This is a genomic window from Sphingobacterium sp. CZ-2 (assembly GCF_004526235.1).
GTDB classification, from domain to species: domain Bacteria; phylum Bacteroidota; class Bacteroidia; order Sphingobacteriales; family Sphingobacteriaceae; genus Sphingobacterium; species Sphingobacterium tenebrionis.
In genome coordinates, this window is sequence record NZ_CP038159.1 from 1,810,026 (window position 1) to 1,836,701 (window position 26,676).

A 26,676-nucleotide genomic window follows, 5' to 3' on the forward strand; every position below is an offset into this window, starting at 1 on the left:
TACAGATTAAAAGGTGAAGTTTACTCCCATAGAGAATGATCTAGTTTTTGGATAATAATTTCTATTATCAATACCTGGTGCCAAACCACCTAAGCCTACTTCTGGATCTACTCCACTATAATTCGTAATCGTAAATAAATTCTGTGCTGTTAGATAAACACGTGCATTTTTGAGATGACGTAAGTTTCCTGTTTTGAAGGTATAACCTAAAGTTGCATTGTCAAGACGTAGGAAAGACCCATCTTCCAAGAACCTGCTAGAAGCAATCAATGGTGTTTCAAAGATTCCTTCTTCTACAGCATCTTTGGAAATATTGGTCACATTTGCCTGTTGTAATCTGGAAAGATCTGCACGTGTAGCATTAAAGATCTGGTTACCATACATGCCTCTTAGGAAGAAGTTGAAATCCCAGTTTTTGAATTGGAAGTTGTTATTCCATCCGTATGTGAATTTTGGTAAAGCCTGTCCCATGACCATATAGTCATCCGGTGCGGAGATCTGATCTTGGGTCACCAGCTCACCATTAGGTTTTTGGTAAATTGTTTTTTGGGTTGCTTCATCATAACCTATATAATTGGCAACATAGAAAGTTCCCAAAGCATGTCCAGGCAATACGATAGATGCTGTTTGACCCGTCCATCCTTCCAATCCGATACCACCTTCAAAGCGTTGTGATACCCCGATGTTCTCGATATTGGAAGCTAAACTTCCCACCTTATTGATGTTACGGGCAAAATTTACGGAGGTATTGTAAGAGAAGTTCTCGTTGCGATATACTACTGCATTCAACACCACCTCTACCCCTTTATTGGTCATGGATGCACCATTTGCCAATAATCTATTATATTGGTAAGGAGGCGAAGGAACATCATATTCGTATAAGAGGTCTTTGGTTTCCTTGTTGTAATATTCAATGGAACCAGAGAATCTTCCTTTTAGCAATTCAAAATCGATTCCTGCGTTAAACATGGAAGTGCTTTCCCATTTCAGGTCAGGGTTTTCATTTTGGTTTACGCCGTAGGCATTCACCCATTCACCGTTGTAATAGAATTGGCCATCACGAGGACCGAAAATGATGATCTGGCGGTAAGGATCGATGTTTTGGTTACCCGAAACACCATAACCTGCCTTCAATTTCAAATCGGAAAAGATCGTTTGGTCTTTCATGAACGCCTCTTCGCTGATTCGCCAAGCTCCAGAAACGGAACCAAAGGTTGCCCAACGGTTGTTCGCACCAAATTTTGAAGATCCATCACGTCGAACGGCTGCACTTAAGATATATTTATCAGCAAAAGTATAACCCACACGACCGTAGTAGGAAATCAATAAGGATTCCAGAATGTATGGATAATCTTGGAAAGGATTATATCCATTTGGCAAAGTACCTAGGTTCAGGTTGTTTGCTCCTAAGTCATCCGAAAGGAAACCGGTTGAACGTGCTATTACACCATCATTGTTTTTGGTTTTTTGGTAAGAATAACCCACCATCGCATCAAAAGCATGCTGATCTTTCGTAAGGTTATAGTTCAGATAACTCTCTAAGATCTGATCGATGTTTTTCAGGTTCGTGCGTTGTGCAAAACCTTGTCCCAATGCATTGGAATCAAAATCCGTACGGTGCATATAGTACTTGCGATCATATTGATTTTGTTGGTAGGAAAGCACATTGGTCCAAGTCAACCCTTTGTATAAAGTTAAATCAGCTTTTAAGCTTGCCAATAAGGTATTATTGTTTCTGTTCTCATCGCGTTGGTTCAACATCGCTACAGGATTCATGTAGCCTGTTCTTCCCGGCACTTGGAAATAACCTCCATAAGGTGCATAAGTAGGATCATCACTCATGATCGGAGAAGTCGGCACAAAGCGAGCTGCACCATTGAATATTCCATAGTCAACATGGTTGGATCTATTCAAGCTGTTGGCTAAGTTCAAAGCCAATTTCAAGCGGTCATCAAAGGCATTCTGATCCAGACCAACCCTTGCTACAATACGCTCAAGATCATTTCTTTTCACAATACCTTGATTGCTGAAATAATTGATGGATGCATTATAACGTGTTCCTTCAGAACCGCCGGTCATGGACAGGTTGTGGTTATGTGAAAATCCAGTTCTGGTGATGGCTTCTTGCCAATCGGTGGTGTGCCCAGCTTCCGATGGGGAAACAGCCAAACCATGCTCTTCTACAAAGGCCGCATGTTCAGCAGCGCTCAGGACATTTACTTGGTTGGCGATTCTTTCGGTTGCGGCGTATCCACTATAACTTAAAACTGGGGTTCCGGCCTTACCTCTTTTTGTGGTCACGAAGATAACCCCATTTGCTGCGCGGGAACCGTAGATAGCGGTGGATGAAGCGTCTTTCATCACATCCATGGAAACGATGTCATCGGGTGCTACCAATTCAATATTGGCACCCACTACCCCATCGATCACATATAAAGGAGATGAACTTGCTGTTAAGGAAGAAGGTCCACGAAGTTGTACCGTAGCTCCCGCCGTTGGATCACCACCCGAACGGTTTACGGTTAGACCCGCTACTTTACCCGCCAATAATTGATCTGGCGAGCTAACCACCCCTTTATTGAAATCCTTTGGACCTACACTGGCTACCGATCCGGAAATCTGTTTCTTTCTCGCTACACCATAACCAATCACCACGATCTCATCTAGATCGCTAGCCGTATTTTCGATCACGATGTCCAGCACGTTTTCTCCAGCTTTGATCGCGATTGCTTTTGAAGCTGTTTTATAGCCCATGGCGGTTACCGTAATGGTCTGGTTTCCTACGGCAATGTTCTGAAAACTGTAGGCTCCTTCAGGACCTGAAGCTGTTGCCGCTTGAGTTCCCTGAACCTGGACTGTAGCACCTAAAACTGCCTGTCCTTCCGAGTCGGTGATACGTCCGGTCAAACTTGCAGTCTGGGCAAATACAGACATGCTCATCAACATCAGTAATCCGATGCTTAAAATGGCACGAGTAAATAATTTGCTCATAATTGTGTGTTTTGTTGTTTAGTAATTTAGTTTGTTATTGCTCAATACAAAGTACTCCCCAGGAGCCAGTTGTATTCCACTTTGTGTTGTTAAGGTTTTGCTTTGGTTATTTAAATTGTCGTGCCAAGTACCCGCCATGGCAGCACTGATGTTAAGTTGCTGTTGCACTACATCAAAATTGCCGATGATCAGGACCTTCTGTCCAGCACTTTCCAATAGGTAATATTTCACGGCAGCATTCAAGGAAGATGCCTGCAAAGTCGCGTTTCGGAAAATAGAATTTGCCTTTTTCAAACGGATCATTTTCGCATAGTTCTTGAAGAGCTTGGTCCGGATCGGATCGTTGAAATATTCCCATTTGATTGGCTTCTCTCCTGTCCTTCCATTTTGATCAATGGAGATTTCATAACCCAATTCCCCGAATTGCCAGATCATTTTTGGTCCTGGTGCAAACAGTAGGAAGCTTGCTGCCATGCTATTTCGATCAATAGCGGTAGGCAATTGCTTGATGGAATAACTTCCGGAGGTGTTGCCATACTGCAGGTTTTTGAACATGATCCGTTCTTCGTCATGGGATTCCATGTAACTGATGAGGTTTGGATTAGAAAAGCCTCTATTCTGTGCAAATAAGCGGGAGAGATCGGATTTATTATCGCTGTTATAGCCCATGGTGGCCTCATTGAATGCCTGGTTCAGGTTATTCCAGAGGAACATCTCAGCTTCTGCCAATTCTTTCTCTTCTCGGTCATCCGCGAAGTGTTCCAGGATCACATAAGCAGTAGGATCTATGGTCTTGATGTAACTGTTGTACATCTTCCACAATTGAACCCGGCTAGCATCATAGGCGGACCATGCCCCGACCGCTGATTCTGAAGTGCCGGAGTTCTTTTGTGTAAACCCTTTTGATAAATCAAAACGGAACCCATCCACCTTATATTCACTTAACCAATATTTTAAAACGTCTTTTACAAAAGTCTGGCTGAGATTGCTCTCATGGTTCATATCATAACCTACATTAAAAGGATGCATCGCGATTGGATTGAACCAAGGATTGGAAGCCGTTGGGGCTCCATTCTCAAAGTATAATTGCACCATGGGCGATTGTCCAAAGGCATGGTTCAAGACCACATCCAAAATCACGGCCATCCCCTTCTGGTGGCAGGCATCAACAAATGCTTTCAACTCATCCTGCGTTCCATAATATTTGTCCAGAGCCAAATGGAAGGATGGGTTATAACCCCAGGTGGAATTCCCTTCTGACTCTTGGATAGGCATCAATTCTATGGCATTAACTCCTAATTTTTCAAAATAGCTGATAGAATCCTTCAATGTTGTATAATCATGGCTTTGGACAAAATCCCTGACCAAAGTTTCATAGATCACCAGATCGTATGGATTGGGTTTGTTGAATTGGCTGATCTTCCAGTTGTAGGAGGATGCCTTTAAATTCAACACAGATACTATACCCTGAGCTTGCGCAGGATAATTAGGCAAACTTGACCTATAGGAAGATTTAATTCCAGCATCATGGGCAGGATCTAAAACCAAATGGCTATACGGGTCAGCAATCCGAAGCTTGCCATCTACCATAAATTGATAAGTATAATCCTGGTTCAGATTAAGGTCGGTCAACCTGATCCAAAAAGTCTTCCCATCTGGGGTTTTATTTAATACATATTTTTCAGAAGCCTGATATTGATTGAAATCACCCAACAAAAAAACCGATTGTTTCTGTGGAGCGCTCAGTGCAAAGGTGACCGTATTGTTGCTTCTATCGATGCTTACCCCATTTGGATTTACACCAGCTGGCAATTCTGCCACATTGGACGATCCGGTAACAAATACTTCAAGATTCTGAGTGCTTTGCTGTCCATTAGCTTCAATCTTAGCCAAGAAATTATGTAAACCTACCTTGGTTAATTTATGGCTAGCTTTCAAGGTTTTACTGTTTTCTTCAACCCCGATCTGAACACCGTCCAAACTCAGGCTGATTTTCCCGGATTGGTTAGCCATGATCTCAAAACTAACTTCTTCTTGAACAGCATAACTTTCCTGCTCCGTTTTTAGCAGGTAGGTAGGTTGGGTAACAGGTTTATTGAATCGGATGGCTAATCCTTCCTTCTTTGCTATTGGAATATATAGATCTGAACCATCTTTATTTCGACCTACTTTAGTGCCTGTTCCATTTCTTACCAATAAGGCTAAGTACTTGACATCATTTCCATTGGAAAGTTTATAGAGAACACTTGGATTTAATGTAAAAGCATATTTACCATCATTTCTTTTGGTCATTTTGAAGGAAGCATCATTGCTCGTCCAGGAGCTGATTACATTTTTCCAATCCTGCGCACCAGCACTGGCGGCTGTGATCAGACCCATATGCAGGTATAAATCTCCGTTTTCGCCTTTTAATTCTGCATTCCCTTTGGAAGGATCAAATAGCAAAGTAGCTTGATCATTCCAATAGAGAAAGCCTTGCTCTACCGACAATAAACCCTCTGTACTTACTGCTATAGGATCGGGTTCATCGGTTGGCACGGCCTTCTTACAGGCCATAAAGCTCCATAAACTATTAGCGATTAAAAGAAATATGATTAACTTTCTCATTTGCTTACGATTTGGCATCCTTGGGAACGTTCCCAGAATGTGTGCAAAAAAATCATGGATACTTCAGCTAACAGGAAAACCAAAACAAGATGTTGGTGTTCAAGCCTAAAAATAAGATGATTTTAATATTTAATCTTTGCTACGACAATTGATGGATTGCAGTAGGTTTATAATTTTAATTGATTTCAATGTTTAGTTGGGAATGTTCCCGAAACTAATCGAAGATAAGAGGATATTTTTTATTAAGCAAGAAATTTATGATATTTTTTTACTGGAATCTTGATAAATGAGACTGGAATCCAGGATGATAGTTTGCTGTTCCTCTAATTTTACCGGTTTAGCAAGGGATTCAAATAAATAGGTAGCCGCCACTTTTCCCATTTCAAATGCAGGTTGTTTTACCACGGAAAGTGAAGGGTTCAACAGATCGGTAATATCCAAACAAGAGAAACAGATCAACTTCAAATCTTCAGGCACTGCAATTCCTTCCTCTTTCGCCACACGTAAGGTGGAAATGGCTAGACGCTCTACCGAGGCAAGGATGCCATCCGGTTTTGCATCTCTCAACAATTCACGGATATCTTCCGTATTCAGTTCCGCTTGGTTCACAGTATCCAATACCAATTGATCATCTACAGGAATCTTGTATTTTTTTAAGGCCCTTTTGTAACCATCCATGCGGACTTTACCTATGGAAATATTGGGATTGATGACCAAATAGGCAATTCGTTTACAACCATTTTTTATCAGATGTTCGGTTGCTAGGAAACTGGCCTCTTCATCATTACCCGTCACATAGACGGTATTGATATCATCATAATTTCGATCAAAGAAGACAATGGGAATATTATTATCCTTCAACAGGTTCAAATGGCTATGATCATTGCCTTCGCCCGAAGCCGACATCAGAATACCATCTACCCTACCATTGGAAAGGGAACGGATAATGGATGCTTCGTTCTGAACCTGATGGTCTGTCACATAAATCAAGGTATGATATCCTTTGGATCGTGTTACCAATTCTATTCCTTTGATCGCCTGACTGAAGAATTTATTTCCAAATTCAGGAATGATAATCGCAATTGTTTGGCTCTTGCTAACCCGCAAGTTACTGGCATGAAGATTAGGTGAGAACCCAATTTCTTCAGCCATTGCCAAGATACGTGCCTTTGTTTCCGGGTTGATGTCGTTACTATTCCGAAAAGCACGGGATACCGTAGACTTTGAAAGTCCAAGTTTTGCGGCCAGATCGATAATAGTTAATTGAGACATATAATGTATATGGTTGCGGCTCAAAGATATGGCAATTATCCTAATTTAAAAATAAAAGGCTTGCCAATATTCGGCAAGCCTTTAACTGATTGAAAAAATCTTGTTTATTTAAACCCTTATTAACCTTCTTTTAAGATCGAATTTACCTTATCAAACTCCTCCTGTACCTCTTTCGATGCTGGTTTGGTTATTAACGAAACAAGCACAATAGTCAAAAATCCCAATAAAAATCCAGGGATGATTTCATATACCGCTTTATAATCATGAGGAACATAAACCCAGATCAATACGGTCGCTGCGCCAACCAACATGCCCAAAAGACCTGCTATGGCGGTTGTTCTTTTCCACACCAACGATAAAATAATGATCGGACCAAATGCAGCACCGAAACCTGCCCAGGCATTACCTACCAGATTAAGGATACTATCTTTAGGTGTCAGCGACAAAAGAATAGCGATGACAGCAACAATCAATACCGAAATCCTACTCACCAAAAGCATATTCTTTGCCGAAGCCTGTTTATTGAAAAAAGTCTTATAAATATCCTCGGTCATGGAACTGGAAGTCACCAAAAGTTGGGAAGAAATCGTACTCATAACGGCGGCCAAGATGGCGGACAATAAAAATCCTCCGATCAATGGATGGAACAATACACGGGAAAGATGGATAAAGATAGTTTCTGACGCTTCCTTCGAGCCATCAAACTTGGTCATGGTAGCTTGGTCGAACTGTTGGAGATAGGCAATACCGAAAAGACCAACCAACATGGCGCCCCCAACGGTAAATATCATCCAGGTGATCCCAATTCTTCTGGCCTTCGGAATATCCTTCACACTGTCAATCGCCATAAAACGAACCAAAATATGTGGTTGTCCAAAATAGCCCAAACCCCAAGCCAATAGCGAAACAATGGAGACCGTAGTGGTTCCTTTAAACAGATCGAGGTAATTGCTGTTCTTGTTTTCGATGATATCCATGGTCGTTCCTAACCCTCCCAACTGGGAGATTAATACGATGGGAAGAATCACCAAAGCCAACACCATGATCGTCCCTTGCACAAAATCTGTTAGACTCACTGCCAGGAAACCTCCTAAGAAGGTATAGAGCACTACCACCGACGCAGTGAGGAACAAACCGGTATAGTAGTCCATATTAAAGGCCGATTCAAACAATCGTCCACCAGAAACCATACCCGCTGAGGTATATAAGGTAAAGAATACCAAGATCAGGATGGATGAAACCAACTTCAGCAGCTGGGTCTTATCCTGGAAACGGTTTTCAAAGAATACCGGAAGGGTAATGGCGTTTTTAGCTACTTCGGTATAGACCCTTATTCGAGGCGCTACGATCACATAATTGAAGAATGCTCCAATGGTAAGACCAATAGCGATCCATGCTGCGGATAGTCCAGAAAGGTACATCGCACCGGGCAATCCCATCAAAAGCCAACCGCTCATATCCGCTGCACCAGCAGATAAGGCAGTAACTGCCGCCCCCATTTTTCTACCCCCGATCAGAAATTCTTCCGAATTGGATGTGGATTTCTTCCAGGAATAAAATCCGATCGAGACCATTAACAGCATGTAAATGGTGATGGAAATAAGTTCGTATATATTCATATGGTTAATTGAAAAGATAAAGATGCTATAATTTTGGAAGAATTTCCATGGTTTTTAAATGATTATCCAATATAATTTTTGCCTCAGGCATCTTTGACGACCATTCTTTTAAGGTCTTTAAGGCGTCCATCTGATAAGGATAGAAATCCAAGGCTTTTTGGATCTGAAGGAAAGCGGCTTCGCTACCCCCTTTTTTCATGGAGAAAAGCGCCTTAGTCAATTCTTCAGATGCATAATATAGGGAAGAATGCTCTCCCTCCATTTTGTTGAAGAAAGCCTCTGCTTCCGCTATCCTATTCTGCGCTATTAACAGCCTAGTGATTTTCAGGTTATTTACGGGCGAAGTTCTGGAAGGATCACCGTCCCTCACCATCAATTTTGCTAAGAAATCCGACAGGGATTTAAGATCTCCTTTCTGCGCATAGGCTTCCGCATACAGCAATTCAAAATCAGCTCGGCCAGCTTGTGTTGCTTGTAAGGTCGGGTAGATCTTATCCAGATTCTCCAAAGCTTTATCAGCTTCCTGATTGGCCAATAAAGCTTCCAGGTATTGCATCCGGATGCCATAATTCTGTGGTTTCTGCGCAGAGATGTGCGCTAAAGTCTTAAGCTGTTCTTTATCGCCTAATAGTGCCCGCTGCCAAGCAGCAAAGATTTTTGCCTCGTCTTTCCTGTCCCTCAGGTAGGTTGAAATCTCTGATCCTTTTTTGATATATTCATCCGCCGTTTCAAGGGCTTCAACTAACCTTCCCCGATAGAAATAAAAATTACGGAGCGTGGCAGAGATCCTTGCCTGTTCCATATAATCCGTTTCCAGTTCATAGGCTTTTTGGTATAATCTCGCCAGGCCATCGACGTTTCCAGGATCCTTTGCCCCCAATAATCGCGCTTCTGCTAAATAGATTGGCGCATAATCAGCATCCAATGCTTTTGCTTGGTTCAATTTTTGGTTTGCCTCTTCAAATTTCTTTTGGGAGGTAAGGAATTCCGCATGGGCAAGGATTGCCGGAAGATAGGTCGCATCATATTGTAAGGCCGTATCGATCAATCTAATCGCCTCATCCAAGTCATTCCTGCTGCTATAATTTGCCAGATTCAAATAAACCTGAGACCAATTGGAAGCCATCGCTTTGTGATCCCCTGCCAGGTATGCCTTTTCTTTTTTGATCAGTTGATCAAGGAAGGCATACATTTCCGGATCCTTTGTCTGCAGGTCGGCCAAGGTATTCATGGATTTAAAATCCAAGGGATGCACTTTCACTTTTTCAAAGTAAGCCGGATAGGTCTGTGCAAAATACTCCGATTCATTGTTCTGTGAATAGTAGTCCAAGGTCCTACCGTTTTCCATCGCGCTGTAATAGAGCGATTTTATCTTTCTATTCTGCTCGTCGGTAAGTACCATGCCGTGGAACAGGTGTACATATTCATGCAGCAATACATTTCGTTCCTCAAAAGCACCACGTTCCACATATTCAATGGCTGCAGCACCTGAACCCACGCCTCTGATATCCATCCATTGCCTATTGTCAAACGTAGTATTGAACCTGAAATAAGGTGCTTTCATGGCAATGGCCAAATCAATGTGCAATGGTGGAATCACAAATAAGCGGTGCTGTTTGACGAGGAATGGAAAGTAAACCGTTGATGTATATAACTGGTTCCAGGCCATTCCTTTTGCTACATTTCCAGGATAATAAGCCACATCGGGAAAGACTTCCAGGAAATCTTCCATGTTATCAATCTTCGGATTCCGGAGGGATTGCATGATGCGATCATATGTCTTCAAGTATGGGATCCGTTTGGATTTAATGACAGCCGCTAATCCATTATGCGCCGGCCCATAATGTTTTTTCTTTTGTAGGATTTCGATAAATAGATTCTCCGAATTCCTTAACCTTTCTAATCGATCTAATGCATCAAAATCGCTGTATAGGAGCGATGCTTTATGCATAGCCGGTAATACAGAGTTTGGATATTTTGTACTAATCCGATCGATGACCTGATAGGATTCATTGATTTTATTGGCCGTGAACAGACTATCCGCCTGATTAAGATCTTGTCTAATTTCCTTTTCCTGTTTATCCAGGTAATCGGCGTAAGTCAGGTTGGTATGTCCATTTCCGAGATGCCAATGCGATTGGAAATGCAATGGGTTCAATTTTAGGGCGATTTCCCATTGTCCAACCATGGCATCCAGTTGGGTGGCGTCAATTCGTCTCCAAATGGCATATCCACAATAGAATCTAGCATCGGCATGGAACGGATCCAACTTCAAGCCTTTAACCAACACTTCCTCTGCTTCTTTAGGTTTCTGGTCCCAGAAAAATACATCCGCCTTTAGGAAATAACCTGCTGCCTGATCGGGGAAATGCTTGATCAGATCGTTAGCAAGTTGCAATGCTTCCGGATATTTCTTCTGTAGCATCAGCGCCCTTCCCAATACCATGGCATAATCCAGGTCATTGGCTGTTTGCGGCAGAATAGCTTTCATCAGTTGCTCTGCCTCCTCCAATTGCCAAGCTTCGATCAAGAGGATCGCTTTCCATTTCTGGATTTTTAGATGGCTGGATTCCTTCTGGTTCAATTCGCTCAAAAGTTCTTCGACCATCTTGAATTCATTGTTCAGCCAATTATATTTTGCTTGAACATCGATTTTATCGACCCTGGATAGATTCTTAATCGTGGGTAATTTCGTGTTTACATAAGTCCAATCGCCAAGGTCAAGTAGGCGGTTCATTACCTTCGCCGGATCGGATTTCCGATCTTCCAACGATTTGCGCTGCTGAGTGATCTCTTTTTCCAGCTTGGTTTGGATCTGTTGTAGATCGTCCAATAGGTCCTGCGCATTTAGGGTCAGGACAGATGATACAGCAAGAAAAAGAAGAAAAAAGTATTTTTTCATTTAATATTTCGCTGCTTGATCGGGTTTCGGAGTAGATAATTTGATGAACTGTCGGATGTCCTCATTGGCCTTGATCAGGTCTTCTTTTCGCAGGTACATCATATGTCCACTGCGGTACCCTTTGAAGCTCATTCTTGGAGCCAGTTTACCCGATGGATCCATCTGCCACATATTATATTTTGCATTGAAATAATCACATGCCCCATCGTAATAACCAGACTGAACCATAACATGTAGGAATGGATTGGCAGCCATGGCCTGTCTTAAGTTGTACCCAGTATTATCATTGCTGTTGTCCCAAGGATGAACATTGCCGAACATATTGTATTTCACATCCGATTTATACTTCAGTTCATTGGCATAATAGTAGTTAATGGCTGGAGTAAAGGAATGCAACCAGGAAGTCAGTTCCGCATTAAAATCGGGGCGTTCTCCGCCATCGCGCATGTCGATTCCCAAATAGCGGGAATCCAGACGACCGATGGTCATACCTTGATCCCTCAACAGTTCTTTCCAATACAGATTGGTGGAGATATCCATGTTGTTCTGGGCAATGACCGTTTCCGACAATCCGGAATACCTGGCCATCTTTTTAATGATGGCTGCTTTACTGTTGGCATCTAAGCTAGAGCCTTTTGCTATAGCCGGTAACAATTCATCCATGGTGAACTGCTCCACCTCGGGCAGCATCGCTTCCAATTCCTTGCTCTGCAGATCGGAAGGTAATTTTTTATGGAACCAGGCTGCTGCTGCATAATAGGGCCAACGTAAGGCTTTTTCCAAGGCACCATCCCTTTTGATTCCCAATTCTGTTGGAGATACCAAGATCACACCATTGAGGTACATCCATTGGTTGTTCTGAAGTTCATGGGCAAGTCCGGATACGCGGGTGGTACCATAACTCTCCCCGATCAAATACTTCGGAGAGGCCCATCTATTGTTCCTTGTCACAAAGGTATTCAACCATTCTGCTAGATATCGGATGTCGGCATTAATACCAAAGAATAATGATCGATCTGCCTTTTCATCCAGTATTCTGGAGAAACCGGTATTTACCGGATCGATGAATACGATGTCCGCTACATCGAGAATAGTATAAGGATTTTCCTTGACGCCATAGGGCTGTAAGGGATATCCTTCATCATCAATATTCAATAACCGTGGACCGGTATAGGCCAAGTGCATCCATACGGAGCCAGAACCTGGACCACCATTGAAGGAAATTACCAAGGGTCTTTTATTGCGATCCTGAATATCATCGCGGTAGTAATAGGTATAGTGAACAGTTGCCAAGACCTTTCCAGCATTATCCCAAACGGGTTGGGTGCCTGCTTTGGCTGTATAGGAAAATTTTTGTCCATTAGCGGTGATCTGGTGTTTGGTAGTTACCGCGGAATCAGCTAAGGGAATACGTTGGGCATGTGTTATGGAGATAAAGCATACTGCCAACATGGAAAAGAAAAGGTGTTTCATTTTATTTAGTAATTAGTAATCAGTATTTAGTAATTAGTATTTAGTAATTAGTATTTAGTAGTTAGACCTATGGCGCCCTCCGTCATTGCGAGGAGGTACGAGGAAGCAATCTTTGGATATGCGGCGCCCTTTGTAATGCTGTGATCGAATCTTTGTCATCCTGAGCGCAGTCGAAGGATCTGTACGGGTGCCACATGTAGATGCTTCGACTACGCTCAGCATGACATGCGGGAAGATTGCTTCGTTCCTCGCAATGACGCGTGGCGGTTTTCAAAGCCCTCCGAATATACGAAAAAACGCATAAAAACAGAAAGCCCCGTCATCTATCGATAACGGGGCTCCTTTGTAAAATTAGGCGCCGACCTACTCTCCCACCTGTTACGGCAATACCATCGGCTCTGGCGGGCTTAACTTCTCTGTTCGGAATGGGAAGAGGTGGACACCGCCGATATAGGCACCTGAAGATCTTTATGAGATATTGTTCTTTTTATTTACTTGACACCGTACCACGCATGCAGTGGTCTAAATACTGACTACTAACTACCTGATACTGTCAATGCCGGCGGAGCCGTCATTGACATGTTATTGGAAGAAAGGATCAAAAAAGAGAGAGGACAACAGTACTATCCGCATTGGAAAGCTTCGGGTTATTAGTACCACTCGGCTTTGGTCTCTCAACCTTTACACCTGTGGCCTATCAACGTCGTCATCTTCGACGGCCCTTATGAGGAAGTCTCATCTCGTGGCTAGTTTCGCACTTAGATGCTTTCAGCGCTTATCTATCCCGGACGTAGCTACCCTGCCGTACACCTGGCGGCATAACAGGTTCACCAGCGGTCCGTCCAACCCGGTCCTCTCGTACTAAGGTCAGATCCACTCAAACTTCCAGCGCCCACAACAGATAGGGACCGTATGGCCGTCATCGGTGCCATCCTGTCGGGCGAGCGCGATCCTGGTGTCCTGCTGTCCCTGTGCCATACCAGGCTGCGCAGGACCAAGTCCCAGGAGATCCTTGCCGCCCTGGAGGGTTTCTATACAGAAAGGGGTGTGTTCGCCCTAAGGATCGCCCATGAGGCCTATCTGTTCTACATGAAGCAGATTGCCGAATGTGACCATAAGCTGGAAGCCCTGCTGCAGAAGGGCGGCGATGGCGGCAAAGGGACCCAGTCAGGGCCCAGGAAACCGATACGGCACAACAGGCCGGACATCAGGGACCTTGGCGCCCATCTGCTGGACCTCTTCCAGGGCAGGGATGCCACCATATTGCCCGGGATCACGGACTATACCTGGATGCAGATCTACAGCGAGACGGGAAACGATCTGGAACGATGGGCCACGGAGAAGCATTTCACAAGTTGGCTGGGGCTATCTCCGGGGCAGAACAGCTCGGGCACAAGTAGCAGAAGGGTCAAGCGGAAGGGGAAACCGCTGACCGGACAGATATTCCGGGTCATTGCACAGGGACTCCTACAGAGCAAGAAAATAGCGATCGGGGAATTCGGACGAAGGCTTCGGGCCAGAAAAGGGCCTATGATCGCCATCAAAGCCATGGCCAACAAATTGGCAGCACAGTATTGGCGACTGATGGTAAAGGGGACCACCTATGTGGAACAAGGGGTGCAGACCTATGAAACACAATTGAAAAAGCAGAAGGAAAAGTACCTGAACAGGTTGGCACTGGAGTTCGATATGAAATTAGAGAAGATACATTGACCTGATTAACAATAGGTTATACAACATGTCATTGGTAGCGAAGTCGAAGGATCTGTACGCAGGCATACGAACAGATGGTTCGACTCCGCTCACCATGACATGCGGGAAGATTGCTTCGTTCCTCGCAATGACGTGGGAGTCGCAATGACGCTGGCCTCCCAATGACGCGGAAAGTTCAAGACATAGTAGGAGTCATTTTTTCTTCAATTTTCAAGTGAGATATATGTACCATGTAAGTGAGTTGTAAGTGACTTACACCTCACTTGAAAAAAGAAAAAAGCAAGCAAGCACCTCACCCCAAAAGAAGCTTTTTCTTTAGATCCTGTTTATAAAAAAAACAATTCCTAATTCTCCTAAGGTCAAATCCTAATTCTCCAAAATTTAATCCTATTTTTCCGAAAGCCAGATCCTATTAAACAACACTTCTTTCTCTGCTTGAAAATCAACCTGAATCTCCTGCGCCTTATCCATCGAAAATTCACCCAATACCACATCCAAAAACTCCTCCACATACCAATTCTGGTTAGGTTCCACAGTAATCTTTCCATTAGGCTTGGCCACTGCCTTCCAAGTTCTGCCATTCGCAGTAATGGTCAGCCCTATATCTTCTTTGGCAGGATTATGTAAGGAAGCTTCTAATTGATAATTTCCTGATTTTGGTACATATACTTTCCAGCTCACTTTTTGATTCGGTTTTAACTTCAAATGATCCGGGCTAGTTCCATCAAATCCCTTATACTCCAGTCCCTTACTGATCGTGTTTGTAGCATTCAAACTAAATCCTCCAAATGTAGATTCCCCTACGATTTCCTTGTTGATATCCAACTTATCCATCGTCAGCTTGATCACCGAAACATAAGGATCAGGTTGATCCCCTGCACAATGTATATGCAATAAAGGGCCATTCTGCTCAAATTTCAATGCCTTGCGACCGGAGGAAGTCAATAGTTCCACCTTATTGGGCTTACTGCTTAGCCCAGTTACCTGAAGAATTTTATCCAATGGCCAATTATACACATGCAGATACAATGCACCAGTCTTTTTATTCAAGGTGATCTTTCCCCAATCGTGTTGGGAAGACCGAATTTCCAATCCGGTGTTCATATATACCGATTCGCCATAGTTAGCAAGCCATTTCCCCATGGTCTCTAATCGTTCAATTCCTTCATACGGAACCGATCCATCTGCTCTAGGGCCAATATTTAAGGTATAAGACCCATTCAGGCTCACATTATTGATCAAAGATTGGAACAGTTGATTCGTTGATTTCCATTCGTTCTCCAAGGCATTGAATCCCCAGGAATGAGCGATCGTGCCAGGGGTTTCCCAGATATGGGTGGTATAAGCCGATCCAAATTGGTTATCACCCAATGTTTCGAAGTCCACATGTTCGTTTTCTATAGGTAGCCCCAAACGGGAGTTGATCAAGCAGTTGGGTTGCAGGTCGTGGATCAGGTTGGCCAATTGGTCCAACTGTTCTTTTTTGATGATGCTTTGTTGGTAGGGGATCCACATGTCAAACCACATCATCGCAATATCACCATAATTACTTAGCAACTCCCTGACCTGAGGGATCACTTTTTCTTGCCAATATTGGTTGTATTGAGCATCTGTAACCCTTCCGGTAATTTCCTGGTTATGATTCCATGCAAATGGATGTTGCCAATCGATCCAATGGGAATAATAGAAACAGAGTTTGATGTTGTGTTTTTTACAGGCTTCAGCAATTTCCTTGATCACATCCCTATTGGTTCCACTTAATTTGGGTAGGGAGTAATCACCTACCTTTGTATCCCAAAGGGCCACACCATCATGGTGCTTAGAGGTAATGATGATGTATTTCATACCGGCTTTTTTGGCCAGTAACACCCATTCTTCTGGATTGATTTTATCCCAGTCGAATCGTTTGGCAAGCGCTCCGTATTCGGCTTCCCCAATCCGGTTCCGGTATCGGATCCATTCGGCATAGTTGTTCGGGTGTCTAAGTCTTTCGCCTTTCCAGATCCCTTCCGTGGCACTGTACAGCCCCCAATGAATGAACATGCCGAAGCGTTCGTCCTCTAACCATTGGGCTTTATTGGGTTGTTGGGCAGAAGTTAATAAACAGTAGCAAATCAGAAACAAAGTACAGATGGCTGATCTCATAAAATTTGGTTTTATTGTGGCTTACAAGATAATAAAAAGGGGTTTAAAAAAAATCTCGTGGAGCAGGGCGCCCCACGAGAAACCATTATATTAAAAATTGAACCTTTAGTTCTTTTTAGCCCACCAAAGCGGGGTAAATATTTGGTCTTCACCACCCAACTGCGTAACAGCTTTGTCGTAATTAGTCTGATCGGCAGAGCGGAAAGATGAAGGATATCTCAAACGTTGAGGGAAGAAATTCACCTGATTTTTTGTGTAATTAGATGAATTCAACTGTAACATGGTTTGGATTGGTTGTTCTACAGCAGGGTTTTCGAAAAATGGTAAACCTAATCTTCGGTGATCACTCCATGCTTCCAAAGCCATATAAGGGAATGTAGCAATGTATTTCTGCGTGATGATCTTTGTTAGTTTATCATTCTTCACCGTACCATTTTTATAAATGGTATTGGATGGATACGGAATCTGCGCAGTTCCAGGTGCCCCAGTGTATGCATCAATGAATTTTACGGTATGAGAAGCAGGTGGTTCCGTAACATGGTCATAACTTACAGAAGTACCCACGCGGTTATAGTTGGTAGAAGCTTTATATGCTGCTAAATGGCTACTCACACCCCAATATTCAAAATTCTGTTCAATACCTTTTTCATAAGCGGCTTTATCCGACATCGGGGTTGACCAACCTCTCAATGCCGCTTCGGCCATTAGGAAATGGGATTCCCAAGAAGCAAAGAACAACCTTTTCTGTGTACTCGTTCTGAACTTGTTGATCATTCCAGGTAGGCGACCATTCTGACCACGAAATACAAGGTTAGATGCTAGACCACCCCATGTTCCACCAGTGAAAGCATTCCATGTGTATTTTGTATCTAAAATATCTGTCCGTGTATCTGAAACCTTGATTGAAGCTTCTTGGGTGCTGGCTGCCGGCCAATATTCTCCATCCGTTTTATTTCCAGGAACGAAGAAGGCTTTATAAGCACGTGGGTCCATTTTATTTGGCATACCATCCAAATAATATCCTTGAGAAGGATCGTTGGATTTTACCGAGAAATTGGAAAGATATCGTGTTCCAAAATCATCCTCAGGTTTGATCTTTTCTATTATGCCTTGATTGGTAAATTGATCGGCTGTTTTAATACCTCCTAAACCGATGAATATATTGTTGAGGGTAGCTGAAAGGATTTGTGTGTTCCAGCTTCTGGACATGACGCCTGAAATTGGGTCCCAACCATCTTTTTCTTGAACACCAAAGTTCTGTTCTTTCGTTTCGATGAATTTATTCGTAGCAACTGCAGCCTCAAATTCTGATTTTGCCTTCGCCGCATCTACTTCAGACAAGCGCATAGCGAAACGCATCCTCATGGAATTGGCAAATCTGATCCAATTCTCCCAATTGAAACCATAAGCCGCATCGTAAGATTTGATATCACCATTTGCAACACTTACATCAATTTTGCTGGTAGCATCTTTTAACTCGTCAAAAAGATAGTTGTAAACCTCTTGAACCGTATTGAAAGTTGGGTTGGTTCCTTTGAACGATTCGATCGGGGCAGGTCCAAAGTTATCCGATAGTTCACTCATCAGATAAGCTCTCCAGATACGAGCCACTTGTTTCACGTTTTCATTGTGTGCAGCTGCGGTTCCATTGGCGGCTTGCTTTTCGGCTATCTCGATGGCTGCGTTCGCATTGTTCAACCATTCGGAAATATAACGCCAATAATCACCATTAAACGTATCATCATCAACACCCATGTTTAGGTAATTGAAATAATGATGTCTTGCTGCGGTTTTCCAATAGTACACATATACCCTTTCTGCAATGTGTGGATCTTGCTGCGCGCCAATAATGGCGTTGTTTAGAAAATATTCAGGTTTTACCTGATTTTCATTCGCCGCTGTTGGGCTGGTATTTAATTCTTCGAATTTACTACAGGAAGCAGTTATTCCTCCAATAAGCAAAGCGAAAGTTATTTTTGATATGATATTTTTCATGATTGTCTAATTAGAAGCCTACAGAAATATTAAGGAAGAAAGATCTGGAAGTTGGGAAAGATAAGTATTCAAATCCTACGGCATTGGTGCTCAATGCAAAGGTCGATTCTGGATCAACCCCTTTTCCATAGCTTTTTAACATCGCCAAATTGTTCACTGAGATTCCGAATTTTGCAGATTTTACAGCTGAGGACTTCAGCACCTGACTTGGGATGCTGTAGTTCAACATTAAGTTTCGGATACGGATGTTTGTTGCATTCAATAGGTTGTGTTCCGTAATCCCCAAGTTACCATTGCCAGCAACAGCTGCCCAATAATTTTCAGGACTTACTTCTTTGTTGTTCTGTACATAGGTGTCTTTATCTAAGATAACTCCATCCACTACGAAATTAGCTCGGTCACCATTCACTACGGTTTCTGCAGAAGAACCACTTAACTGTATAGCACGGTGTGTTCCTGCGAAGAATTTACCACCGAAACGACCATCGACCTGGAAGCTCAATCCGAAGTTTTTATAAGAAAAAGAGTTGGTTATACCTACTAATGCACGTGCTGTTTGGTCACCCAACATGGTTGTAGGACCAGAAGCTTTTTGTGGAAGCCCAGTTTGGGAAGCCAAGATTAACTTTCCATAATGCTCAGATTCTACATCCTCAACTCTTAAGAATCGTGTTCCGTAGATGGCACCATAATACTTGCCTTCTTCAGCAAAGATTTTCACATCATCATATCCGCCTAGTTCCGTACGTTTTACGTCATCATGTAATTTGATGATTTTGTTCTGGTTGTGGGATACATTTGCTCTAAGATCCCATTTCAATGGGGTATCTCTTAAGATGTTCGCATTGAAAACCACCTCGAAACCTTGGTTTTGAATATTACCAGCATTAGCTTTGAACCCTTGGTATCCTGATAGGTTGTTCATTGGGATATTGATCAACTGATTGGTCGAATTAGTTTTGTAATACGCAAAGTCGATTCCGATACGATCATTCAAGAACCTGGTTTCAAAACCTGCTTCAAAACTTTTCTGCAACTCATTCACTACACCTGGATTGAAGAGGATATTTCCTTTGGAAGCTGTCGTTACGTTGTTCGGGTCATTACCTACATTATACGTGTTGTATAATTGGTATGGGTCCATATCACGACCAGTTTCGGCATAAGAAGCTCTAATTTTTGCAAAAGAGAACCAAGATGGCATTTCCCCATTTACACGTACAAGATCAGAGATGATCAATGAAGTACTTGCAGAAGGGTAGAAGTAACTGTTATTGTCTGGATGTAAAGTAGAAGTCCAGTCATTTCTTGCCGTCAAAGTAATAAACCAGAAATTACTATAGTTGATATCTAAGCTGGAGTAAACCGAGTTGATCTGTTTTCTGGAAATACTTTCAGAAATACTTGGGTTTCCAATGTTATTACCTAATGTGAAAAGATTTGGAACACGTAGGTTTCCTGCAGAAGAATTGATTCCATTTCTGTTTCTCTCCATGATCTGTCCATAAAGCGACAAAGCACCACCCCAGTTTCCAAAAAGATTATCTTTTCTCGCGTGGATACTAGCAATGTAGTTGTTTTCATAGAACTTATCCACCCCAGTAGAGTAGGAGTTGTTCAAGTTTGCCCCTGTATAGGTTTTGGATTCGTATTTGGTGCTGTAGGTATCAGTACCTACACGTGCATCAGCACTTAACCAATCATTGAAATCGTATTTTACCGTAGCGTTCATTAAATAACGGTCGCGGGTATCTGTACTCAACTTATTATGAGCAGCCCAATATGGGTTTACCGGTGCATCAGCTGGATCCGTATACCAGATTTGATTCACCCCTAGTTCATCCATCCCTGTTTTGAATTGGGTAATATCCAATGAACGTGGAAACAATAGAACCTGGGAGTAGAAGTTACCATCGTTATGACCACCTACAGCTCTGTTATAAGCCATGTTTTTCATGTATTGTACTTTTACATCAGTACTCCATTGGTTTCTTTCACCAAATTTAGCGTTTACACGGTTGATCAAGTTCAATCTGTTCAACTTCATCCCTGGCGTTTTGCTATCATCATGTAGGTAAGTGGCAGAAGTGTATAGGTTTACTTTGTCAGAAATCGCCTGTTGGAAGTTGATGTTCTGTGTTGTACTGAAACCTGTTTTAAAGAAGTTGGACATGTTGTCATAAGCGGAAAGATTGGCTTTAGAACCATCCCACATATCGACTTCCTGGCCAGCAATCTTTGCTCCCCAAGAAGTACTCGCCAAACGACCATAAATACCACCAGCACCTTGTGAGAATGTGCTTTGAAGTTCAGGTGTCATAAACATGTTTTCAATACCTGTAATGGTCGAATAACTTATTCCTACACCATCTTTAGCTTTACCTGATTTTGTTGTGATCAAGATAACCCCATTGGAAGCTCTTGAACCATATAAAGCTGATGCAGCACCACCTTTTAATACGGACATGCTTTCGATATCCTCTGGGTTTAAATCGCCAAGACCGCTACCCATATCGGCAGTAGGATTCCAGAAGTCATTATTGGATGCACCCACAAAGTTATCCATAGGCACACCATCCACAACGATCAAAGGCTGGTTGTCACCAGTTAATGAATTGAAACCTCTTAAGATAATTTTGGATGAAGAAGCCGGTCCTCCAGAACCTTTAACGACCTGAAGGTTAGAAACCTTACCAGCTAAAGCGTTCGCTACGTTATTTTCACGCGCATCTGTTAAAGATTCTCCTTTTACTTCTTGGAAAGAATATCCAAGCGCTCTGCGCTCTCTTTTAACCCCCATTGCTGTTACTACAACCTCATCAATGTTGCTATTGTCGGCAGATAGGGTTATATTATGGGTAGCTCCAGAAACAGTGATTTCCTGGAAAGCATAGCCCATACTTGAAAAGCGGATTTTTTGGCCATTATCAGCTTGGATGCTGTAATTACCATTTTGATCTGATTGTGCAGCCCGGTTGGTACCCACCACCGTTACACTGACACCAGCCAATGGACCATTAGCATCTGTTACTCGCCCCGTAACAGTTTGCTGTGCAAATAATGTCGTAATGCTCAATAGCATAACCAACATTATACTGCAACTTTTTGCGTAAAGATTACTCATTTGTTGATGATTTAATTGATTAAATTTCTGTTAAATAATTCTTGTAAATGCTCTTGTCTGAATTACCAATGCAGACGCAGGCAGATCCTATTAGTTGTATGTGTTTGGTATTAGAAAATTTGATTTTGGTGTTTTTTGATAATCGTTGGATGGTAAATTCCAAAAGGGCGGAATTGATCTGAGGGGCCAGGATAGTTTTCGCCTGCGCACCACGACCTGAAACCACCACCATTTCCGGATTGATTATGTGGATTAGGGTGGCTATCCCCTTGCCCAACATATACCCGATACGACTTATTGCTTCAATAGCCAATTGATCACCTGCGTTTGCCGCAGTTAATAATTGATCGCCAGTGATGTGGTTATTTTGCTGCTGATAATCCTTTAATAAAGAAGACTCTTCACCTTTTGAAAGTTTCTCGGTAGCAAATTCGATCGCTGCAATCAGCGATGCCTCCACCTCCAGACAACCTTTTTTGCCACAAGAACAAAGCTTGTTTTGATTAGATAAAGGAATATGGCTGAATTCTCCCGCATACCCAGAATGTCCACGATAAAGTTCGTTATCAATGATCATTCCCAGTCCTACACCCCAATTGAGGTTTACCACCATGACATTTCTGGCATCTTTGGCTTGTCCAAAATAATGTTCGGCTATAGCGATTGCTGAAGAATCATTTTCGATAAAAACAGGGAGGTTAAACGTTTTACCTAAATTCGCTTGAAAATCATAAAATGGCGATTCAGCTGTGAAAGAGTTGTTTTTTCCGGATTTGCTATCCACAAATCCTGGAATACTGACCCCTAAGCCAAAGATCGGTTTGTCTTGAACCAATAACATGGTTTGCCTGATAAAGGCAACCAATTCTTCATAAGCGTTTTCCCCTTTGAGTGGAATTCGTTGAGTAGAGATTTCCGTTTGAAATTCGTTTTTGAAGTCAGTAATAACGACCGATGTGTAAAATTGATCGATTGCCACACAAACGATTAATGGGAGCTGTTGGCTGTTTGGAATGAATTGAGCAGCCCGCCTTCCGCCTGTTGAAGGAGCAAGCCCATCTTGTTGAATCAAATCCGATTGAAGAAGTTTATGGATAGAATTCGTTATGTTGGGCACACTCTTCCCAATAGAGGAGCTAAGCTCTGCAATCGATTGCGGACTTGAAAAGTATAAACTTTTTAATATCGACAATTTTAGGTTATCCACGGCTAATACGTTTTATTAAACTTATTGTAAAGTTATGTTAAAAATTTCTTAACATACAAATTCTTTTTAAAATTTTTAATAAGTACTGTTCTACTATTTAAAACCTACTCAAAGTTTAAGATTATATATGCGTGTTTATGCGTTTTTATAGTAATTCAAACTAAATGTTGCATTATTTGAGCTTTGAATGCCCAATAATAATTGTACCTTAGTTAGAATTATTAAATTATGAAGCAACGTTATTACTCTTTGGATGTGTTCAGAGGTGCTACAGTGGCGCTAATGATCATGGTGAATAATCCAGGTACTTGGTCATCGATGTTTGCCCCGCTAAAACATGCACCTTGGCATGGTTGTACGCCAACCGATCTGGTGTTCCCATTTTTTCTGTTTGCTGTAGGAAATGCGATGTCATTTGTGATTCCGCGCCTTCAAGAGGCAGGGGATGGAGTATTCTGGAAAAAAGTCATTAAGCGAACGGTTTTGATTTTCCTGATCGGTTTAGGGCTCAATTGGTTTCCTTTTGTACAATGGGTGGATGGAACGCTGCAATTCCGAGAGTGGGTAAGCAGTGTGGATCCCGATAAAGGGGTTCGGATTTTAGGGGTTTTACAGCGTATTGCTATTGCCTACTTTTTTGCTTCGGTATTGGCCTATTATTTTAAACCTCGGACCCTAATTTATATTTCAGCCGTTATCCTTTTGGGATATTGGGGCCTGAGCGCATTTTTAGGAACGGGGGATCCCTATTCGTTGGAAGGCTGGTTTGGAACAGCGATCGATAAACAGATTCTGGGGGTAGCCCATATGTATAAAGGTGAGGGGGTTCCCTTTGATCCGGAAGGTTTCGTGAGTGCCATGCCTGCGGTAATCCAAGTGGTATTCGGTTATCTGGCGGGGGTATTTATCAAAAAACAGGGACAGGTGGATTGGCTTTGGACACGGGTTCCACAGAGTCAGGAACCACATTTCAAATTGTTGTCTGGGATGTTTGTGACCGGGTTTATTCTATTGGTATTGGCTTGGACCTGGTCTTTAGGATTTCCCATCAACAAAAAAATATGGACCAGTTCCTATGTGTTATACACAACAGGATTGGGCGTGATGACGATCGGATCGATGATCTGGTATATCGAGGTACAGGGAGTCAAGAATAAGCTTACCCAGTTTTTCGATGTGTTCGGAAAAAACCCGTTGTTCATTTTTGTGTTGAGTGGGTTATTACCAAAAACATTGGCTTTGATCCGAATTCCAAACGGATTTGCGGAGGATGGAAAAGCCTTGTTCACCACACCTTTGGCCTGGTTCTATAAAAATGTTTGTGCGCAGATTCCTGGTCCTACAGAGATAGGTTCTTTTGTGTATTCCCTGTGTTTTCTGGCCTTTATGTGGGCCATCTGTTACTGGTTGGACCAAAAGAAAATCTATATCAAGGTATAAAGGATAGGGTAATTCCCTGTAAATGAATAATAATTTTAAAAAGTTGCTGATAAACATTATCTTTGCAGCCAATTAATAAATTTTTTAACGCTTTAATATTATTCAAGAATGTATTTAAGTAAAGAGTACAAAGCTGATATCTTCGCAGAATTTGCAGGTGCAGCAGAAAACACTGGTTCTGCAGAAGGACAAGTAGCTTTATTCACTAAAAGAATCGCTCACTTAACTGAGCATTTGAAAAAAAACAGAAAAGATTTTAACACACAACGTTCTCTACAAATGTTAGTAGGTAAACGTCGTTCTTTATTAGCTTATCTGTACAAAAAAGATATCAACAGATATCGTGCGATCATCAAAGGCTTAGGCTTGCGTGATATCATCAAATAAGCTTTTAGTAAAAAAACAGAGGAGCCCCGAATTTCGGGGCTCTTTCTTTTTGTGATATGGTTTATTTCCAGAATGGATTCTGTTCCAGGTTTTCGTTCAGTTCCAATTCTTGGGTAGGCAATGGATAAAAGTAATCCTTCGTTTCATCAAATACCTTTTTGATATGAGGATTGACGATGACATTTCCACTGGTTCCATTTTCCAATAAAATTTCGGATCCTAATTTCAATAATTGAATGCCAGAGGCTGTCGGTTTTGTGCCTTCATAGATCCAGACATCTTCTTTCCCATCACCATCAAGATCAAATTTTCCAATACTTGGGAAATACATTCCCTTGAATTGACGGGTAACTAATTGTCCTGCTTTCCAGCGTAAAATATCATCCCAACGGTAAGTTTCCATCACCAGTTCAATCCGACGTTCCCTGCGAATTTCAAGAATGACGCCTTTGTTGTTCCCTGATACCAGCGGATAGTCTGTTGCTAGAATCTTATCTGGATTGCTGTTCGCTGCATCTTTATTCAAACCAGGCATTTGGATTCTTGCCCGGATTTTATTGATGGAGAGGTCAAGATCTGCTTGCGTCAAGAGCCCAAGCTCCGCACGGGCTTCAGCATAGTTTAACAGTACTTCCGCATAACGAATAACAGGCATATCATTTTCCGACCGATTATAATTATCATACATCGGATCACCAACAAATTTGGTCAATTGATAGCCGGTTACTGAATTTCCGAAGTTTGGCGCTAATTGAGCAACCCCACCGATCCGTTTATATCCTGGGTATCGGATCGTTTGGGATAATCGAGGATCTCTATCCTTCATTTCTTCCAGAAAGGTCAATTTATCGTAGTTCGGTTTGTCCGTAAAACGGGATCCATCTTTCATGAGGTAAGAATTCACCAATGATTTTTCTAGTCCCGGCTTACCATAAGATGCGGTAATGGTATAATAATTGACATTATGCCAGATCTGTAAAGCATCCGAGAATTTTCTGGTCAGGATCACCTCTTGGTCAATACTGTTTACAGAACGGAACAATGCCGCATAGGAATCAATTCCTGCACCCACATAGATATCATATTGTTTTTGGTCGATCAATTTTTTGGATGCATCTGCCGCCGCTTCCAAAAGTTTGTCGGCACCTTGAAGATCTAATTCCGTATGATATTTTCTAAATGTCCCTTCAAATAGAGCAACCCTAGATTTTAAAGCCAAGGCTGTCCATTGGGTGATTCTGATATCCGATTTTTTGTCTGCCTTGATTTTCTCAATGGCATAATCCAGATCGGCCAAAATGGAATCCACGATCAAAGTACGGGGGTCTCTTTTTTTCATCAATCCTTCTTCATCGGATTCCGAAAGAGTTTTGCCGTACCATGGCACATCGCCGAACCTTTTTAGCTTTTCGAAATAAAAATAGGCTCTGAAAAATCTAGCTACACCAGCATAAGGGGCAGCTTCAGCTTCGCTGAGATTATTGAAGCAGTTTTCCAGGAAGAAGTTGATGTTCCTGAGTTCACCCCAGCTCCATCCTCCACCAGTTGTTGGGACAATTCTTTTTCCGGAGATATTATCTTCCAACGTTGTTTTCACAATATTGTCTACACCTTCATTATAGATGCCCTCGGCTGATGGTAAATAGTTGTAGAAAGAATTGGTATAAAGTTCCAGGTCTTTTTTTGTTTTAAAAGAGGCATCGGGAGATACGCTAGCCTCGGGAGTTCTATCTAAGAAATCCTTGGAACAGCTGCTAAGACCAAAAGCTGTGATTATGACGAAATAAATTAATTTTTTCAT

General features: G+C 42.2%; 14 protein-coding genes, 1 rRNA gene and 1 other annotated feature. Of the genes, 3 read left to right on the forward strand and 12 right to left on the reverse strand.

Annotated elements, in window-relative coordinates; translation table 11 throughout:
* Positions 1-6 precede the first annotated feature (6 nt).
* The 7 genes from E3D81_RS08075 to rrf all read right to left on the reverse strand — a co-directional run bounded on the left by E3D81_RS08075 (position 7) and on the right by rrf (position 13,326).
* Entirely contained in the window at positions 7-2,991 is a 2,985-nt protein-coding gene (locus E3D81_RS08075; RefSeq protein WP_134777076.1) for a SusC/RagA family TonB-linked outer membrane protein, read from the reverse strand.
* A gap of 18 nt (positions 2,992-3,009) precedes the next feature.
* Positions 3,010-5,598 carry an alpha-amylase family glycosyl hydrolase gene (locus E3D81_RS08080; protein WP_167554260.1) on the reverse strand — a complete coding sequence of 863 codons (2,589 nt, stop codon included), beginning with the start codon at positions 5,596-5,598 and terminating at the stop codon, positions 3,010-3,012.
* Positions 5,599-5,853: 255 nt separating this feature from the next.
* Complete coding sequence (locus tag E3D81_RS08085) at positions 5,854-6,870, reverse strand: LacI family DNA-binding transcriptional regulator (protein WP_134777078.1); 1,017 nt, start codon at positions 6,868-6,870, stop codon at positions 5,854-5,856.
* A gap of 119 nt (positions 6,871-6,989) precedes the next feature.
* On the reverse strand, positions 6,990-8,489 hold the full coding sequence (gene putP, locus E3D81_RS08090; protein ID WP_134777079.1) for a sodium/proline symporter PutP: 1,500 nt from the start codon (positions 8,487-8,489) through the stop codon (positions 6,990-6,992).
* Between the two features lie 25 nt (positions 8,490-8,514).
* On the reverse strand, positions 8,515-11,391 hold the full coding sequence (locus tag E3D81_RS08095) for a hypothetical protein (protein WP_134777080.1): 2,877 nt from the start codon (positions 11,389-11,391) through the stop codon (positions 8,515-8,517).
* Positions 11,392-12,864, reverse strand: a complete 1,473-nt coding sequence (locus tag E3D81_RS08100; protein ID WP_099366839.1) for a S10 family peptidase — start codon at positions 12,862-12,864, stop codon at positions 11,392-11,394.
* Positions 12,865-13,214: 350 nt separating this feature from the next.
* Positions 13,215-13,326: ribosomal RNA gene (gene rrf / locus E3D81_RS08105) — 5S ribosomal RNA — on the reverse strand.
* A gap of 180 nt (positions 13,327-13,506) precedes the next feature.
* Positions 13,507-13,755: a sequence feature (23S ribosomal RNA rRNA prediction is too short), on the reverse strand.
* 21 nt (positions 13,756-13,776) lie between these two features.
* Here rrf and E3D81_RS08110 point away from each other — a divergent pair.
* Positions 13,777-14,577 carry a transposase gene (locus tag E3D81_RS08110; RefSeq protein WP_134777081.1) on the forward strand — a complete coding sequence of 267 codons (801 nt, stop codon included), beginning with the start codon at positions 13,777-13,779 and terminating at the stop codon, positions 14,575-14,577.
* 387 nt (positions 14,578-14,964) lie between these two features.
* Here E3D81_RS08110 and E3D81_RS08115 read toward each other — a convergent pair whose 3' ends face one another.
* The 4 genes from E3D81_RS08115 to E3D81_RS08130 form a co-directional block, all read right to left on the reverse strand.
* Positions 14,965-16,722, reverse strand: a complete 1,758-nt coding sequence (locus E3D81_RS08115; RefSeq protein WP_134777082.1) for an alpha-L-fucosidase — start codon at positions 16,720-16,722, stop codon at positions 14,965-14,967.
* A gap of 105 nt (positions 16,723-16,827) precedes the next feature.
* Entirely contained in the window at positions 16,828-18,717 is a 1,890-nt protein-coding gene (locus E3D81_RS08120; protein WP_134777083.1) for a SusD/RagB family nutrient-binding outer membrane lipoprotein, read from the reverse strand.
* 10 nt (positions 18,718-18,727) lie between these two features.
* Positions 18,728-21,841: a SusC/RagA family TonB-linked outer membrane protein gene (locus tag E3D81_RS08125; protein WP_134777084.1), complete on the reverse strand. Its 3,114-nt coding sequence runs from the start codon at positions 21,839-21,841 to the stop codon at positions 18,728-18,730.
* A gap of 19 nt (positions 21,842-21,860) precedes the next feature.
* Positions 21,861-23,048, reverse strand: coding sequence for an ROK family transcriptional regulator (locus E3D81_RS08130; RefSeq protein WP_134777085.1), 1,188 nt, complete (start codon positions 23,046-23,048; stop codon positions 21,861-21,863).
* A gap of 228 nt (positions 23,049-23,276) precedes the next feature.
* Between E3D81_RS08130 and E3D81_RS08135 the strand changes: the two genes are divergently transcribed.
* A complete protein-coding gene (locus E3D81_RS08135; RefSeq protein WP_099367736.1) occupies positions 23,277-24,488 on the forward strand; it encodes an acyltransferase family protein in 1,212 nt (403 codons plus the stop codon).
* A 108-nt stretch (positions 24,489-24,596) separates the two neighbouring features.
* Positions 24,597-24,875, forward strand: coding sequence for a 30S ribosomal protein S15 (gene rpsO, locus E3D81_RS08140; RefSeq protein WP_099367735.1), 279 nt, complete (start codon positions 24,597-24,599; stop codon positions 24,873-24,875).
* 61 nt (positions 24,876-24,936) lie between these two features.
* Here the strand turns inward: rpsO and E3D81_RS08145 are convergent, their stop codons facing one another.
* Positions 24,937-26,676: a RagB/SusD family nutrient uptake outer membrane protein gene (locus E3D81_RS08145; protein WP_099367734.1), complete on the reverse strand. Its 1,740-nt coding sequence runs from the start codon at positions 26,674-26,676 to the stop codon at positions 24,937-24,939.

Excerpts from the sequence above, each read along its gene's own strand:
- E3D81_RS08075 (WP_134777076.1), bottom strand. The coding sequence starts at position 2,991 with ATGAGCAAATTATTTACTCGTGCCATTTTAAGCATCGGATTACTGATG.
- E3D81_RS08080 (WP_167554260.1), bottom strand. The coding sequence starts at position 5,598 with ATGAGAAAGTTAATCATATTTCTTTTAATCGCTAATAGTTTATGGAGC.
- E3D81_RS08085 (WP_134777078.1), bottom strand. The coding sequence starts at position 6,870 with ATGTCTCAATTAACTATTATCGATCTGGCCGCAAAACTTGGACTTTCA.
- putP (WP_134777079.1), bottom strand. The coding sequence starts at position 8,489 with ATGAATATATACGAACTTATTTCCATCACCATTTACATGCTGTTAATG.
- E3D81_RS08095 (WP_134777080.1), bottom strand. The coding sequence starts at position 11,391 with ATGAAAAAATACTTTTTTCTTCTTTTTCTTGCTGTATCATCTGTCCTG.
- E3D81_RS08100 (WP_099366839.1), bottom strand. The coding sequence starts at position 12,864 with ATGAAACACCTTTTCTTTTCCATGTTGGCAGTATGCTTTATCTCCATA.
- E3D81_RS08110 (WP_134777081.1), top strand. The coding sequence starts at position 13,777 with ATGGCCGTCATCGGTGCCATCCTGTCGGGCGAGCGCGATCCTGGTGTC.
- E3D81_RS08115 (WP_134777082.1), bottom strand. The coding sequence starts at position 16,722 with ATGAGATCAGCCATCTGTACTTTGTTTCTGATTTGCTACTGTTTATTA.
- E3D81_RS08120 (WP_134777083.1), bottom strand. The coding sequence starts at position 18,717 with ATGAAAAATATCATATCAAAAATAACTTTCGCTTTGCTTATTGGAGGA.
- E3D81_RS08125 (WP_134777084.1), bottom strand. The coding sequence starts at position 21,841 with ATGAGTAATCTTTACGCAAAAAGTTGCAGTATAATGTTGGTTATGCTA.
- E3D81_RS08135 (WP_099367736.1), top strand. The coding sequence starts at position 23,277 with ATGAAGCAACGTTATTACTCTTTGGATGTGTTCAGAGGTGCTACAGTG.
- rpsO (WP_099367735.1), top strand. The coding sequence starts at position 24,597 with ATGTATTTAAGTAAAGAGTACAAAGCTGATATCTTCGCAGAATTTGCA.
- E3D81_RS08145 (WP_099367734.1), bottom strand. The coding sequence starts at position 26,676 with ATGAAAAAATTAATTTATTTCGTCATAATCACAGCTTTTGGTCTTAGC.